The organism is Glaciimonas sp. OK215 (assembly GCF_057787885.1).
In genome coordinates, this window is record NZ_CM173544.1 from 1,536,984 (window position 1) to 1,550,681 (window position 13,698).

Annotated in this window: 16 protein-coding genes and 1 tRNA gene; 11 read left to right on the plus strand and 6 right to left on the minus strand. The window is 54.9% G+C overall.

The window, feature by feature from the left end:
* Nucleotides 1-2 precede the first annotated feature (2 nt).
* Nucleotides 3-674 carry a molybdate ABC transporter permease subunit gene (modB, locus tag AC3CHX_RS06835; protein ID WP_488643317.1) on the minus strand — a complete coding sequence of 224 codons (672 nt, stop codon included), beginning with the start codon at nucleotides 672-674 and terminating at the stop codon, nucleotides 3-5.
* Between the two features lie 59 nt (nucleotides 675-733).
* Nucleotides 734-1,447, minus strand: coding sequence for a molybdate ABC transporter substrate-binding protein (gene modA, locus AC3CHX_RS06840; RefSeq protein ID WP_488644745.1), 714 nt, complete (start codon nucleotides 1,445-1,447; stop codon nucleotides 734-736).
* Between the two features lie 186 nt (nucleotides 1,448-1,633).
* Here modA and AC3CHX_RS06845 point away from each other — a divergent pair, with 186 nt between their 5' ends.
* The 4 genes from AC3CHX_RS06845 (at nucleotide 1,634) to AC3CHX_RS06860 (ending at nucleotide 5,839) form a co-directional block, all read left to right on the plus strand.
* Nucleotides 1,634-2,005 carry a winged helix-turn-helix domain-containing protein gene (locus AC3CHX_RS06845; RefSeq protein ID WP_488643318.1) on the plus strand — a complete coding sequence of 124 codons (372 nt, stop codon included), beginning with the start codon at nucleotides 1,634-1,636 and terminating at the stop codon, nucleotides 2,003-2,005.
* A gap of 141 nt (nucleotides 2,006-2,146) precedes the next feature.
* Nucleotides 2,147-3,883 carry a ClcB-like voltage-gated chloride channel protein gene (locus AC3CHX_RS06850; protein WP_488643319.1) on the plus strand — a complete coding sequence of 579 codons (1,737 nt, stop codon included), beginning with the start codon at nucleotides 2,147-2,149 and terminating at the stop codon, nucleotides 3,881-3,883.
* Nucleotides 3,884-4,115: 232 nt separating this feature from the next.
* The gene (locus AC3CHX_RS06855; RefSeq protein ID WP_488643320.1) at nucleotides 4,116-4,649 is read left to right on the plus strand and encodes a hypothetical protein; all 534 of its coding nucleotides are present in this window, start codon (nucleotides 4,116-4,118) and stop codon (nucleotides 4,647-4,649) included.
* A gap of 284 nt (nucleotides 4,650-4,933) precedes the next feature.
* The gene (locus AC3CHX_RS06860; RefSeq protein ID WP_488643321.1) at nucleotides 4,934-5,839 is read left to right on the plus strand and encodes a 23S rRNA (adenine(2030)-N(6))-methyltransferase RlmJ; all 906 of its coding nucleotides are present in this window, start codon (nucleotides 4,934-4,936) and stop codon (nucleotides 5,837-5,839) included.
* Between the two features lie 63 nt (nucleotides 5,840-5,902).
* On the opposite strand, the gene AC3CHX_RS06865 is transcribed toward AC3CHX_RS06860, so the two are convergent.
* Nucleotides 5,903-6,823 (minus strand): methylglyoxal synthase, encoded by a 921-nt coding sequence (locus AC3CHX_RS06865; RefSeq protein WP_488643322.1) that lies wholly within the window; start codon nucleotides 6,821-6,823, stop codon nucleotides 5,903-5,905.
* A gap of 177 nt (nucleotides 6,824-7,000) precedes the next feature.
* On the opposite strand from AC3CHX_RS06865, the gene greB reads away from it, so the two are divergent.
* Nucleotides 7,001-7,570, plus strand: a complete 570-nt coding sequence (greB, locus tag AC3CHX_RS06870; protein WP_488643323.1) for a transcription elongation factor GreB — start codon at nucleotides 7,001-7,003, stop codon at nucleotides 7,568-7,570.
* Nucleotides 7,571-7,676: 106 nt separating this feature from the next.
* On the opposite strand, the gene AC3CHX_RS06875 is transcribed toward greB, so the two are convergent.
* The 3 genes from AC3CHX_RS06875 to AC3CHX_RS06885 all read right to left on the minus strand — a co-directional run bounded on the left by AC3CHX_RS06875 (nucleotide 7,677) and on the right by AC3CHX_RS06885 (nucleotide 10,164).
* Nucleotides 7,677-8,369, minus strand: coding sequence for a glutathione binding-like protein (locus AC3CHX_RS06875; protein ID WP_488643324.1), 693 nt, complete (start codon nucleotides 8,367-8,369; stop codon nucleotides 7,677-7,679).
* A 49-nt stretch (nucleotides 8,370-8,418) separates the two neighbouring features.
* Entirely contained in the window at nucleotides 8,419-9,624 is a 1,206-nt protein-coding gene (locus AC3CHX_RS06880) for a pyridoxal phosphate-dependent aminotransferase (protein ID WP_488643325.1), read from the minus strand.
* A 96-nt stretch (nucleotides 9,625-9,720) separates the two neighbouring features.
* Nucleotides 9,721-10,164, minus strand: coding sequence for a putative toxin-antitoxin system toxin component, PIN family (locus AC3CHX_RS06885; RefSeq protein WP_488643326.1), 444 nt, complete (start codon nucleotides 10,162-10,164; stop codon nucleotides 9,721-9,723).
* A gap of 58 nt (nucleotides 10,165-10,222) precedes the next feature.
* Here AC3CHX_RS06885 and yaaA point away from each other — a divergent pair, with 58 nt between their 5' ends.
* The 6 genes from yaaA to AC3CHX_RS06915 all read left to right on the plus strand — a co-directional run bounded on the left by yaaA (nucleotide 10,223) and on the right by AC3CHX_RS06915 (nucleotide 13,694).
* Nucleotides 10,223-10,999 carry a peroxide stress protein YaaA gene (gene yaaA, locus AC3CHX_RS06890; RefSeq protein ID WP_488643327.1) on the plus strand — a complete coding sequence of 259 codons (777 nt, stop codon included), beginning with the start codon at nucleotides 10,223-10,225 and terminating at the stop codon, nucleotides 10,997-10,999.
* Between the two features lie 161 nt (nucleotides 11,000-11,160).
* Nucleotides 11,161-11,907 (plus strand): triose-phosphate isomerase, encoded by a 747-nt coding sequence (tpiA, locus tag AC3CHX_RS06895; protein WP_488644746.1) that lies wholly within the window; start codon nucleotides 11,161-11,163, stop codon nucleotides 11,905-11,907.
* A gap of 173 nt (nucleotides 11,908-12,080) precedes the next feature.
* The gene (secG, locus tag AC3CHX_RS06900; protein WP_488643328.1) at nucleotides 12,081-12,524 is read left to right on the plus strand and encodes a preprotein translocase subunit SecG; all 444 of its coding nucleotides are present in this window, start codon (nucleotides 12,081-12,083) and stop codon (nucleotides 12,522-12,524) included.
* 86 nt (nucleotides 12,525-12,610) lie between these two features.
* A tRNA-Leu gene (locus AC3CHX_RS06905) sits at nucleotides 12,611-12,695 on the plus strand.
* A 159-nt stretch (nucleotides 12,696-12,854) separates the two neighbouring features.
* Nucleotides 12,855-13,214 (plus strand): NADH-quinone oxidoreductase subunit A, encoded by a 360-nt coding sequence (locus AC3CHX_RS06910; protein ID WP_488644747.1) that lies wholly within the window; start codon nucleotides 12,855-12,857, stop codon nucleotides 13,212-13,214.
* Nucleotides 13,215-13,217: 3 nt separating this feature from the next.
* A complete protein-coding gene (locus tag AC3CHX_RS06915) occupies nucleotides 13,218-13,694 on the plus strand; it encodes a NuoB/complex I 20 kDa subunit family protein (RefSeq protein WP_014005578.1) in 477 nt (158 codons plus the stop codon).
* Nucleotides 13,695-13,698: the final 4 nt, after the last annotated feature.

Below are 13,698 nucleotides of genomic sequence, written 5' to 3' on the forward strand. Positions count from 1 at the left end.
GCTCAGTATTTCCTGCGCTGGCTTTTCGGCACCAAACGCCCGGCAATGAGCAGCAGCAGGACGCAGGTGACCGAGGTGATCAACACCAGTAAATTGGCGGTATTGTCGTCGCCGGCTTGTACCGCCTCATAAATCGCGACTGATAACGTTTGGGTGCGGCCGGGCAGGTTGCCGGCAATCATCAATGTCGCGCCGAATTCGCCCAGCGCGCGGGCGAATGCCAGCAAGACGCCGGCAGCGATGCCTTTTGATGCCAGAGGGAGTGTTACGCGGAAGAATACCGCCGCTTCGGAAACGCCGAGTACGCGGGCTGCGTTTTCCAGTTGTGGATCGACGTTTTCAAATGCCGCACGGGCCGATTTCAACACCAACGGAAACGCGACGATGGTGGAGGCAATGACGGCACCCTGCCAGGTGAAGACCAACTCGATCCCCCATTTCGCCAGCCATGCGCCGACCGTCCCACGGCGGCCCAGTACCACCAGCAAATAATAGCCGAGCACGGTTGGCGGCAGCACCAGCGGCAGGGTCAGGATCGAGTCGGCCAGATCGCGTGCCGGCGAACGCCAGCGCGCCAGCCCGTAGGCGATGGCGACGCCGCACAGCAAATTCAGTAGCGTCGCCCAGCCGGCCACCTTGAGCGAAAGAGCGAGCGGTACCCAGACCGCATTCATCGTAAATTATTCATCGTGAAAATCTATGCATATTCGCACATCAAGCTCAGCTGTCGAGGTTATGGCTTCAAAAATCCGTAGCGCGCCAGCGTTGCCTGACCTTTCACCGACAGTACGAAGCTGATGAATTGCGCCGCAACCGTGGCTTGTTTTGTATCGGTCGTGATCGCAATCGGATAAGTCACGGGGGTGGTGGACGGTACCCGGATCGCGATTTTGACCTTTCCCGGCATGATAGCGGCGTCGGTCGAAAACACGAAACCGGCATCGACTTCACCACGGGCGACGTAATCCAGGCTTTGGCGGACGTTTTGTGCAGGAATGCCTTTTGCGGCGACCGCATCCCATAAATTTTCATGTTCCAGCGCGGCTTTGGTATAGCGGCCGACCGGAACCGACGCAGGGTTGCCGTAAGCGATACGTTTGACGGCCGGCAGCGTCAGATCCTTCAATTGCCGGATAGCCAGCTGGCTATCTGCCGGCACGATCAAAACGATCTGGTTGCTGGCAAAGTTTATGCGGCTATTGGCTTGCACGGCTTTTTCTGTTTCTGCCTTGTTCATCGCTTCCTGGTCGGCGGAAGCAAATACATCGGCGGGTGCGCCTTTAATGATCTGCTGCAGCAACACGTCCGAAGCCGCGAAGTTCAGCACCACCTTGGTGTCCGGATGTTGCGCTTCGAACTCCTGGGCCACCTCTTTAAAGGCATTGGTGAGACTGGCTGCGGCGGATACCACCAGATCGGCAGCGTGTGAAGAGGAAGTCGACAGCATTAGCGGGAAGGCCGTAATGACAGTGGCAGTAAAGCGCTTAAATCCTGACAGCATGAGGTATCTCCGATAATTGGTTGAAGTTACAAAATCGATAGCGAAATATATGGCAGGATATAACGAGCGTCAACCCGAATAATTCATCAAGTTGGCCTGTGGCGACTGTCTTCAGCTTGCTACAATCCGGATATGACACATTCCAAGGCGATACGACTGAGAGTTATGCGAGGCGACGTAATCGCGTTTGGCCCCGGCAAGGCGGCGTTGTTGCTGGCGATTCAGCAGGCCGGTTCAATTTCGGCAGCAGCGCGTGCGCTTGGCATGTCTTACCGGCGTGCATGGTTGCTGGTGGGGGAAATGAATGCCAGCTTTCAGCAGCCGCTGGTGGCGACTGCGACCGGCGGGGCCAACGGTGGCGGCGCGCGCATAACGGAATTGGCGCGTAGCATACTGAGCCGCTATGAGCGCATGACGATCAAGGCGGAGGCCGCAGTGGCGCAGGACATGGCCTATTTCGAGGGATTGATGAGCGCCGCGGATGAGACCTCTGCAAAGGAATAACTTACCGTGACGGCGATGACATCGCCGGCCGGTTTTCGGGCTGGTCTTGAACGCTGTCATGCATGCCTGTAGAAGATAACGCCAAAAAAAGATAATCTTTCGCATTCAGATCAATCATCCAACGGAACCACTCCACCATTCATGCGGACCACTCTTCTTAAATACCGAATCCGCATTCAGCGCTTATTTCATCTTTCAGCAAGTCACTCAATGTTGCTGTGGGCCGTGGTCGTTGGTTTTCTAGGTGCGCTGGCGACGATTGTCTTTCGTGAATGCATTGTCGGTTTGCAGTTGCTGTTGACCGGGGAGAGCGGCAGTTTTGTGGCGATCGCCAAAAGCTTGCCATGGCATTGGCGGGTGATATTGCCGACCGCAGGTGGCGTGGTGGCAGGGGCGATTCTGTTGCTGGCTAAACGTGCCCCGGCCGCCGCGACTTCGGATTATATGGAGGCGGTGGCGATTGGCGATGGCAATATTCCGGTGCGCCATAGTTTGTTGCGCAGTCTGTCGTCGTTAGCCACGATTGTGTCCGGCGGATCGATTGGGCGTGAGGGGTCGATGGTGCAATTGTCGGCGCTGGCGGCATCGCTGGTTGGCCGTTTCACCCATTTTGAGCCGAGCCGTTTGCGTCTGCTGGTTGCCTGCGGCGCTGCGGCCGGGATTACTTCCGCATACAACGCGCCGATAGCCGGGGCGTTTTTTGTGACGGAGATCGTGCTTGGCGCGATTGTCATGGAAAGTTTTGGCCCGGTGGTGGTCGCCTCGGTGGTCGCCAATATCACCATGCGAGCATTGCCCGGCTACAAACCGGCTTATGAAATGCCGGCCTTCCCGGCAATTGCGGGGGCCGAAGTAGCGCTATTCGTGGTGCTCGGCATGTTGGCTGGTGTCGCCGCGCCACAGTTCCTGCGGCTGCTTAATTTCTCTAAAAAGCAATTTCAAAAGACCGGCTTGCCGCTCCCTTTTCGCCTGGGTCTTGGTGGTTTGCTGCTGGGCCTGCTGTCCGTCTGGGTGCCGGAGGTCTGGGGCAATGGCTATAGCGTCGTCAATGCGTTGCTGCATACATCGTTGCTGTGGTGGAGCGTGGTGCTGATTTTGGTTGCCAAGGTGGTGGCGACTGCTGTGACGACCGGCTCGGGAGCGGTAGGCGGGATTTTTACACCGACCCTGTTTGTCGGTGCGGCGATCGGTTTCCTGTTCGGCCTGGCGGTTCATGCACTATTGCCGAGCGTCAGTTCCACGCCATTTGCGTATGCGATCGTCGGGATGGGGGCATTTTTGGCAGCCGCTACCAGTGCGCCGTTAATGGCGATTTTGATGATTTTCGAGATGACGCTGAGTTATCAGGTGATGCTGCCGTTAATGCTGTCCTGTGTGGTGGCTTATTTCATCGCGCGTAGTCTGGATGGTGCCTCGATGTATGAGATCACGCTCAAGCGCAATCGCGATGCGCAGGAGCGGGTACGCCTGCGCGGCATTCATATGAGCGATCTGATTCGGCCGGCAGATACTGTACTGTCGATGAGCGCGCCATTCGATGAAATCAGTCGCCTGTTTTTGAAATATCCGGTCAAATATATTTATATCGTTGACGCTGACCAGCGCTACTGCGGTGTGGTCGCGCTGCAAGACATTACTTCGGTTCTACTCGACAAGGGTGAGACAGAAAGCCGCGTTGCAGCCGATTTTTTACGCCGTGAATTCCTGCATGTGATTACGCCGGATATGTCACTGGGCAATGCCATGCAGTTGTTCCTGGATCATCAGGGCGAACGTTTGCCGATTGTGCGCAGTAATGCGGATCCGGTGTTGTTGGGGGCGATTTTCAAGAGCTCGCTGCTGGATGCATATTTCCGCCTGGATCACGTAAAAGCATAAGCAATCTTGTTAAGTGGTTGTTTTCCGGGTATTCGATGCGTGGCTATGTGAAAGAATCGAATGGCGGTACTTTAAAAATACCGTTTAGACATCTATTTTGCCAGATGTTGTTATTTCGGATGCTTTCGCTCCATACCAACATGGTTTGTTTTATATTGGATGCGTCGTGCCGGATTGATCAGCGGAATTATTTGGACATCATCGTCGGCTTCGTTAAAGGCAAAGTGCAAAGTTGATACAGAAATGGGTGCGTGGTCGCACTAAACCGAAAGTTGTCAGCCAGGTATTGATACCGGCTTCGGATGAAGCGCTGCAGGCGGCGCGTCAACGTTGCCGCAGCCTGGTGGCGCGCCGTGCGCTGTGGTCTGCCGGGGCTTCTGCGCTGCCGGTGTTTGGTGTCGATATTGCCATCGACATCCATTTATTGTCGCGTTTGATTGAAGACATTAACGCCGAATTCGGCTTGACGCCGGAACAGATCGACAGTCTTCAGCCCAAGCTCAAGGTCGCCACCTACAGCGTCATCGTCGGGGCTGGCAGCACGTTGATCGGACGCGTGGTGACGCGCGAACTATTCCTCACGATTCTGACCCGTAGCGGCGTCAGGCTGGTGAGCGAGAACGCTATCAGGCTGGTGCCGATAGCGGGGCAGATGGTCTCGGCAGCGATTGGCTATGCGGCTTTCCGTACGATTGGAAATCGCCATATCGACGCCTGCACCAAAGTCGCCGAGGAGATGTTGAAAGTGCAATCAACGTTAGACTAGTTAGTGCGGGCGATAACGACTATCCTGTCCGAATTGTCCTGCCTCGTCAGCTTCAAACGTGCCGATAATCGGTGATATCTGCCATCGTGTCGCCGGAATTGTTAAAATGCGGGTCTTCTCCATTGTAAAACCGCTATTTGCAGGCCTTGCTGCCCGGGCGCAAATCGCAACGGACCCTATACAACGTACCATCGCGGCCGATCGTGTTTTGTCACTTGAAGGCAAATGGGCAAATGCGGCGCCGATGTGCTTTGGAATCACCCCTTACCAAGATAGATATTTTTATGCTGAGTTATCGCCACGCTTTCCATGCAGGCAATCATGCCGACGTGCTGAAGCATCTCGTGACCATCCAGTTGCTGGATTACCTCGGCCAAAAGGACACCGCCTACACGGTGATCGACACCCACGCCGGTGCCGGTGTGTACGCGCTGGATGGTGGTTATGCGTCGAAAAATGCAGAGTTCGAAACGGGTATCAGCCGACTCTGGGGCCGTAAGGATATGCCGCCGGCGATTGCCGAATACGTCAATGTGGTACGCAAGCTGAACCCGGATGGCAAGCTGCGTTTTTATCCTGGCTCGCCGTATTGTGCCGATGTAACGATGCGTGAACAAGATCGTTTGCGCCTGTTCGAATTGCATCCTAGCGACAGCAAGATTCTGACGGATAATTTCCGCAAACTGGATGCCCAGCGCGAGCGTAGCAACAGTCGTGGCAAACGCGTGATGATTACGCAAGGCGACGGCTTTATCGGACTCAAGGCTTTATTGCCGCCACCATCCCGGCGCGGTCTGGTGTTGATCGACCCACCGTACGAGGTGAAAGACGATTATCGTCTCGTCAAGAATACGCTGGAAGATGCGCTGTTGCGCTTCTCAACTGGCACGTACGCGGTCTGGTATCCAGTGCTGAATCGCATGGAATCGCGTCAAATGCCGGAAAAACTGAAGCGTTTGAAGGCGAATGGCTGGCTGAACGTCACGTTGACCGTCAAGACGCCGTCGCCGGATGGTTTCGGTTTGCACAGCAGCGGCATGTTCGTTATCAATCCGCCATGGACACTCGAACCGTTGCTGAAAGAGTTGATGCCGTATCTGGTGAAGACGCTGGGCACTGATTCGGGTGCAGGTTTTACACTGGAATCCGGCGCGACTGCGGCGGTAAACACTGGCACGCGACGGGTTTAACGTGCTTAGGTCCTGAAATAACAACTCAGGACCCTAAGCGCTACTTAACGGTTCTGGTGATATTCAGGCAAGCCGCATCGCCACTCGCTTCTGCAACAAATCCAGCCAACGTTCTCCGCATTCGGCATCGCTGATACATAGCGCGTAGTCGGTGACAGTGCGCGCCGCACGCTCAAGTAACTGAATATCCGCCTCATGCTGGCGCGCGACGTGCGGGTCTTCCAGAAACAGCACGCGGCGGCATTGCTGGCGATCCAGTATCAGTTCGGCGATCTGTGCATCACCGCCCATGGGACCGCTCAAAAACGGTTTCACCCAATTGCGCCCGGCTTCTTCGCCCTTGATTTTCTGCGCCAGCTTGTTCAACAGGCCGCCGGTAGTACCGGTGGCACAACGAAACGCAAATTGATCCAGCAAGGCGAAGTGGCGCTCGGCGATGTCCAGCATGCGTTCCTTCATCGCGTCGTGGGCAATCAGGGCGATGCCTTCATTGGCCAGGTCGAAGGTTGGATCGAGCTGTAAATTCGGCGCTGCGCCGGATGCAGTGGACTCAAGCTCCAGCCATTCACGGGCGCCGGCCAGGGTCGATAAAAAGGGCTTGCCGTGAATTACGCACTGCCGTTTGAGTGCCACGGCCTCAGGAAAAGTGGACGATGGATCGACCGGATCCATCAGGTAAATCACGGCATCCAGGGTACGGGTCGGATCACTGTCAACTACCCGTGAGACCAGCTTCATCAAACCGCCCTGACGACCGTACGGGAACCGTTCGACATGCGGGTAGCCGTCCAGCAGGTTGAGTTGACGCATGGCGTCGAGCGTGCGGCCGACTACGATCAATTCCGGTTGTAAATGCAGTTCAATCGCGGCGCGGCTACCTTTTAATAACTGCGCCAGCGCTGAATTAGGGGCGTCCTGGTGCGTGCGACTGGTGGCTAAGCCGATACGGTAGCGGCGAGGGTAGCTGAGAGAATCTGCTGGCATAGGGCGTGATGTCCAAATCGGAAGGATGCAGGATTGCGCTGCCAACTTTACCATGCGGCGTTTGGTTTTTTGAAGCCGCAATGCACTTTTTACCGTTTCACTACCGATGCACGCTGGTGGTCTGGCGGCTCTTTGCAATTTTGCGGGGGACGGCCGAATCGCACTACAATGCAGGGTATGAATAAAGCTTTTGTCAAAGAGTCCGACGGCGATGACGACCATCTGGAATTTGGGTTGCCGCCTATCCCCGCTGGCACCAAAAATTACATGACGCCTGCCGGTCATGCGCGCATGAAAGCCGAGTTGCTCGATTTGATTGATAACGCCCGGCCGGAAGTGGTGCGGATAGTTTCCTGGGCGGCTTCGAATGGCGATCGTTCGGAGAATGGTGATTATATTTACGGCAAGCGTCGCCTGCGTGAAATCGACAGGCGGATTCGGTTTCTGACCAAACGTCTGGATCAGGCGGAAATAGTCGATCCCAGCGTCCATCATGGCCGCGATCAGGTATTTTTCGGGGCCACCGTGACCTATCAAAATCAGGCTGATGAAGAACACACGGTCACCATTGTCGGGATCGATGAGCTGGATCCGTTGAACGGCAAAATCAGCTGGATTTCACCGGTAGCACGCGCGCTGACCAAGGCGCACGAAGGCGAGTCGGTGACGCTGATGACGCCCGCCGGACTGGATGAACTGGAAATAGTAAGCGTTACTTATCCTGCGCCGGAAGAGTCAGGTCGGTAACGCCGGAGCAGCGTCAAGCTGCTCCGGTTCCACTACAAAAGAGTTCTGCGCAAGCTCCCCGCAATTTGCGTTGCGGGCCATATCCAGTTAATTTTACCGTTCCCGCTTATCGCTTCTGATATTGCTGATTGCCAAATAGGATGTCTCGTTCTTTGTCGCCGGTCAGTGGCCTGCGCAGGCTGGCCAGCACTTCGACGCCGCGTTTCACGGCAGGGCGTTCGCTGATGGTGTTAAACCATGCATGCAAGTGCGGGAAATCGCTCAATTCGACGCCCTGATTTTTCCATGAACGTAGCCACGGGAAAGTGGCGATGTCGGCAATCGTATATTCGTTGCCGGCCAGATAGGCGTGCTGCGAAAGCTGCTTGTCGACAACCCCATACAGGCGTCTGGCTTCGTTGGTATAGCGATTGACTGCGTACGCGATTTGTTCCGGCGCGTAGATGCGGAAGTGATGTGCTTGTCCCAGCATCGGACCGACGCCGCCCATCTGAAACATCAGCCATTCCAGCGTCTTGAATCGTTCGCGATCGGTGTTCCCGAGGAACTGGCCTGTTTTGCTGGCCAGATAAAGCAAAATCGCTCCCGACTCAAACAGCGAAATCGGTTTGCCGTCAGGACCATGTTCGTCCACGATGGCCGGAATTTTGTTGTTGGGTGAAATCGATAGGAAATCCGGATTGAACTGGTCGCCGGCACCAATATCGACTGCATGCGCGCGGTAAGGCAGTCCGCATTCTTCCAGCATGATATGTACTTTGTGACCGTTAGGCGTGGCCCAGCTATAGACATCAATCATCAATATTTCCTTTGCGGGTGGTAAGTGGGTACTGGCAAGCGGATTCTTGTTAAACGGTGGCCAGACGTTGTAGCGCCTGTTGCAAGGTCTGATCCTGTTTGGCGAAACAAAAACGGACAATGCCGGACTCGCGCGGGGTAGAGTAGAACACCGACACAGGAATCGCAGCGACGCCGATTTCGCTGGTCAGCCAGGTGGCGAAATCAACTTCGCTGGCTGAAGAAATCGCCGAATAATCGACGCACTGAAAATAGGTGCCATCCGACGGCAATAATTTGAAGCGCGAATCTTGCAAGCCAGTGCGGAACAGGTCACGTTTGCGCTGATAAAAAGCGGGCAGTTCCAGATACGGCGCCGGGTTCTGCATGTAGCGGGCAATGCCATGCTGAACCGGTGTGTTTACCGTGAAAACATTGAACTGATGCACCTTGCGAAATTCTGCCGAAAGTGCCGCAGGTGCCGCGACGAAGCCGATTTTCCAGCCAGTGACATGATAGGTCTTGCCGAAACTGGAGACGATAAATGCACGCGCTGCCAGCTCGGGGTGACGGCAGATGGATTCGTGACGGAGGCCGTCGTACACCATGTGTTCATATACCTCGTCCGACAGGATCAGAATGTCGGTGCTGCGCACAATGTCAGCCAGCGCCGCAATATCGGTAGTGTTCAGCACGCTGCCGGTTGGATTGTGCGGTGAATTGATGATGATTAATCGGGTGCGCGGACTGACCGCTGCCGCGACTTGCTCCCATGGCACCGCATAGCCGTTGGCCCCGAGTGTCATTTGGACGAATACGGGTTTGCCGCCTGCCAATTCGATCGACGGTACGTAGCTGTCGTAAGCCGGTTCGATGACGATCACTTCATCGCCGCGATGGACAACGCTCAGAATGGCTGTCAGCAAACCTTGGGTAGCGCCGGCGGTGACGGTAATCTCGGTGGCGGGATCGTAGCTGTGGCCGTATAGCTTTTCAATCTTGTCAGCGATGACTAACCGCAGCGCTGGGACGCCCACCATGGGCGGATACTGGTTCAGACCATTTTTCATCGCCTCGCTGACTGCCTCGACCAGCGCCGGATCGCAGTTGAAGTCGGGAAACCCCTGTCCCAGATTGACTGCGTTCTTTTCGCTGGCGAGCGCCGACATGGTGGTGAAAATGGTGGTGCCGACGTCAGGTAGTTTGGATCTCAGGTTGAGCGCTGTCAGGGGCTGGACGGAGGCCGTCGATGCGGCGACATTGGGCTGCTTAGTCATTTGTATCTAATCAGTAAAAGGTGTGGGCCGTGAGCGTTGGAATGCCTTGAGTGAGCATTTTAGCGGTTTGTTATCGAATGCACAGGGGCCGCCCCATTACACCAATGGGGTGCGCCAGGCCTGCGGTGGGATGATGGCAAAAAGCCCGATCTTGGCAGTCTTGCGGGCCAGCTTCAGCAGGGCCTTGTCCTTGGTAATCAGCGTCGCCGCGTCTGCGCCTAAGGCCAATTCCAGAAATTTCTGGTCGTCCGCATCCGAGCAGATTGGCAAGCGGATGTCAGTACGGGGGGATAATGCCGCGGGCTCCATGTATTTGATCAATGCATCGAACTCGGCGTTGATAGCGGGGCGTGTCTGGTCGTCAATCGGCAAGTGCGGATAATGCAGAACCAGTTGCCATTCCATGCGACAGTCGGCGCGGGTGACCGCTTCGACCGTGCCGGACTGCAGGGCTGTCAGCAGTGCCGACCAGCGCGGATCGCGGAATACAAACAAATCTAAACAGACATTGGTGTCGATTACCATGCGCTTCGGTATCATAGTGAAAAATTCTTTTCTGTATGTTTACTTTTTGAATACATAAGTTTGGATATTAGCTATGTTAATTGTTTTATCGCCTGCGAAGTCCCTCGACTACACCACACCACCGACCACTGAGGTGCATACCTTGCCTGACTTTATTTCACGCTCGGCAGAATTGATCGACATACTGAAAAAGTTGTCGCCAGCCGAGGTAGGAGGGCTAATGCATATTTCTGACGCACTGGCTCACCTGAACGTCACGCGTTTTTCTTCCTGGTCCAAAAAATTCAGTAGTGGCAATGCCAAGCAGGCAATCCTCGCATTTAACGGTGACGTTTATGAAGGGCTGGATGCCGGCTCGCTGAGCGCCAGGCAGTTGACCTACACCCAAAGCCGCGTGCGTATTTTATCCGGCTTGTACGGTATGTTGCGACCGCTCGACCTGATGCAGCCGTATCGACTGGAAATGGGAACCAGGTTGGCTAACGCCGGCGGCAAGAACCTGTATGCGTTTTGGCATGACACTGTAACACTGGCATTGAATCAGGAATTGGCCAAACTGAAATCCGACGTAGTGGTAAATCTGGCATCGGATGAGTATTTCAAGGTGGTCAGGCCGAAAGTATTGGCAGCGAGCATCGTCGCACCGGTATTTGAGGATTGGAAGAATGGTAAGTACAAAATTATTTCGTTCTACGCCAAGCGCGCGCGCGGCTTGATGGCGCGTTATGCGACGGTGCATAAAGTGACCGATCCTGAGCAACTGAAAGAATTTGATGTTGAGGGTTATCGGTTTGTTGGGAAAGATTCTGATGTCGGACGCTGGGTATTCCGGCGCCGCCTGGCTGCTTAAGAGGCCAGGTCGGCTTATCGGGTTTCTTACATAATTTGTATGGCTTCTGCCTGATCGGTTGCGGTCGGTAGCAAATAGTTGGCGCGTAGCGCTCTGGTTTGACCACTTTGCTCGTCACGCGTTAGAATGTCGGGTTATTAAAAAAGTGGACTTTGTCGATGATGCGCCGCAAGCTCGTAGCTGGTAATTGGAAAATGAACGGTAGCCTGGCTGCCAACGCTGCATTGCTGGCTGAAATCAAGGCTGGTCTTGGACAGTCCGACTGTGATGTTGCGGTGTGCGTGCCGGCGCCATATTTCGCGCAATGTCAATCCGCACTTGCCGGAACGGTGTTGGCTTTGGGAGCGCAGGATGTATCGGTGCATCCATCCGGGGCCTACACAGGCGAAGTTGCGGCATCGATGTTGCTGGACTTCGATTGCAAGTATGTGATTGTTGGGCATTCCGAGCGACGTGCGTATCATGCTGAAACCAGTCAATTGGTGGCGCAAAAAGCGTTAAGCGCATTGCAGGCAGGGTTGACGCCCATCGTTTGCGTCGGTGAGACATTGGCGCAGCGCGAGGCGGGGCAAACCGAGGCGGTGGTTGGTGAGCAGCTCGATGCCGTCTTGGCGTTGCTGGATGTTTCGGCGCTGGAAAAAATCGTGGTTGCCTACGAGCCGGTATGGGCAATCGGAACCGGCAAGACAGCGACGCCGCAGATGGCGCAAGACGTGCATGCGGCTTTGCGGGCCAGACTGGCGATCAGGGGCGGTGAATCTGCGGCGGTTGTAAAGATTTTGTACGGCGGCAGCATGAAGCCGGATAATGCGGTCGAATTGTTGGCAATGCCGGATATTGATGGCGGTCTGATTGGTGGCGCTGCATTGAAGGCTGCCGATTTTCTTTCCATCGTTGCGGCAGCCTGATTGTTGTGTGTTGGCGCGCTTCCGGTTGGCGGCGGAAATCAGAGCGAAAAAATTGTTTGGTTTCATGGTGTCGCGAATAGACGGGGCACCTGATTCGGGGCTATAGGCAAGTGCTAAAGAAGTGTTGAATCGCAAAAAAATACAGAATTAACTCTCCATTGGAAAATCATTAAATGAACACAGTACTTACTATCATCGTCGTCGTTCAAGTCTTGTCGGCGTTGACGATTATTGGTCTCGTCCTATTGCAGCATGGTAAGGGTGCCGACATGGGCGCGGCTTTCGGCTCGGGGGCTTCGGGTAGTTTGTTTGGCGCTACCGGTTCATCCAATTTCCTGTCGAAGTCGACTGGTCTGGCGGCGCTGATTTTTTTCTGCGCAACATTGGGATTGGTGTATTTGGGTAGCCATCGCACTGCAGCAACTGGTGGCGTGATGGATAGCTTGCCTGCGGTATCTGCTCCAGCTGCAGCAATTCCGGCGACATCGGTGCCGGCGGCAGTTCCTGTCCCGGGTTCGGGGGCGGCAGTTGCGCCGGCAGCAAGCGCAGCTGCGGCATCGGCAAATTCGGCTGCGCCAGCGCATAGTCCCGATCAGTCGAATCAAATCCCGAAATAAGTAGAATTTCCAGTGTAAATTACTGGGTTTTAATCAAATTGTGCATTGAACAAAAGTGCTAAAGCAGGTTAAAATATGCGTCTTATGCCGACGTGGTGAAATTGGTAGACACGCTATCTTGAGGGGGTAGTGGCGAAAGCTGTGCGAGTTCGAGTCTCGCCGTCGGCACCAAACTATGAAGGCCAGCGAAAGTTGTTTCTGCGCTGGTTTTTTATCGAGGCACTTATAGTGCTTGATTTTGAGGGTGGAATGCATTGGGGTGCCGTCATGGCCTTCTCGTGTTTGCCTTTAAATCATTCGGCTAACCGTTCAAACTATTGGCGAAAAATCGTGAACCTCGAAAATTATTTTCCCGTCTTGTTGTTCATCTTGATCGGTATTGCGGTTGGTGTAATGCCGCAACTGCTCGGTCGTATTCTGGGGCCGCACCGGCCCGATGCTCAAAAAACTTCTCCATACGAATGCGGGTTTGAAGCATTCGAAGACGCGCGCATGAAGTTCGATGTGCGGTATTACCTTGTCGCCATTTTGTTCATTTTGTTCGATCTGGAAACTGCCTTTTTCTTCCCTTGGGGTGTCGCTATGCGTGACCTCGGCTGGGCTGGCTTCATCACGATGATGGTATTCATCGCTGAATTTGTGGTCGGCTTCTGGTACATATGGAAGAAGGGCGCCCTGGATTGGGAGTAAGTCATGTCAATTGAAGGTGTATTGAACGAAGGGTTTGTTACCACTACGGCTGACAAGCTGATTAACTGGACGCGTACCGGCTCCTTGTGGCCGATGACGTTCGGTTTGGCTTGCTGCGCTGTCGAGATGATGCACGCTGGGGCGTCGCGTTACGATATGGACCGTTTCGGTGTGATCTTCCGTCCGTCGCCGCGTCAGTCGGATGTGATGATAGTGGCAGGTACGCTGTGCAACAAGATGGCGCCGGCGTTGCGCAAGGTATACGACCAGATGCCGGAGCCGCGCTGGGTGATTTCGATGGGCTCGTGCGCGAATGGCGGCGGCTACTATCATTACTCCTACTCGGTGGTGCGCGGTTGCGATCGCATCGTGCCGGTTGATATCTACGTTCCTGGTTGCCCTCCGACTGCCGAGGCGCTGCTGTACGGCATCATTCAGCTGCAAAACAAGATCCGCCGCACCAATACGATTGCGCGCTAAGAGA

What these genes read in the sequence shown, in the direction of transcription:
- modB (WP_488643317.1), bottom strand. Translation starts at nt 674, where the DNA reads ATGAATGCGGTCTGGGTACCGCTCGCTCTTTCGCTCAAGGTGGCCGGC.
- modA (WP_488644745.1), bottom strand. Translation starts at nt 1,447, where the DNA reads ATGCTGTCGACTTCCTCTTCACACGCTGCCGATCTGGTGGTATCCGCC.
- AC3CHX_RS06845 (WP_488643318.1), top strand. Translation starts at nt 1,634, where the DNA reads ATGACACATTCCAAGGCGATACGACTGAGAGTTATGCGAGGCGACGTA.
- AC3CHX_RS06850 (WP_488643319.1), top strand. Translation starts at nt 2,147, where the DNA reads ATGCGGACCACTCTTCTTAAATACCGAATCCGCATTCAGCGCTTATTT.
- AC3CHX_RS06860 (WP_488643321.1), top strand. Translation starts at nt 4,934, where the DNA reads ATGCTGAGTTATCGCCACGCTTTCCATGCAGGCAATCATGCCGACGTG.
- AC3CHX_RS06865 (WP_488643322.1), bottom strand. Translation starts at nt 6,823, where the DNA reads ATGCCAGCAGATTCTCTCAGCTACCCTCGCCGCTACCGTATCGGCTTA.
- greB (WP_488643323.1), top strand. Translation starts at nt 7,001, where the DNA reads ATGAATAAAGCTTTTGTCAAAGAGTCCGACGGCGATGACGACCATCTG.
- AC3CHX_RS06875 (WP_488643324.1), bottom strand. Translation starts at nt 8,369, where the DNA reads ATGATTGATGTCTATAGCTGGGCCACGCCTAACGGTCACAAAGTACAT.
- AC3CHX_RS06880 (WP_488643325.1), bottom strand. Translation starts at nt 9,624, where the DNA reads ATGACTAAGCAGCCCAATGTCGCCGCATCGACGGCCTCCGTCCAGCCC.
- AC3CHX_RS06885 (WP_488643326.1), bottom strand. Translation starts at nt 10,164, where the DNA reads ATGATACCGAAGCGCATGGTAATCGACACCAATGTCTGTTTAGATTTG.
- yaaA (WP_488643327.1), top strand. Translation starts at nt 10,223, where the DNA reads ATGTTAATTGTTTTATCGCCTGCGAAGTCCCTCGACTACACCACACCA.
- tpiA (WP_488644746.1), top strand. Translation starts at nt 11,161, where the DNA reads ATGCGCCGCAAGCTCGTAGCTGGTAATTGGAAAATGAACGGTAGCCTG.
- secG (WP_488643328.1), top strand. Translation starts at nt 12,081, where the DNA reads ATGAACACAGTACTTACTATCATCGTCGTCGTTCAAGTCTTGTCGGCG.
- AC3CHX_RS06915 (WP_014005578.1), top strand. Translation starts at nt 13,218, where the DNA reads ATGTCAATTGAAGGTGTATTGAACGAAGGGTTTGTTACCACTACGGCT.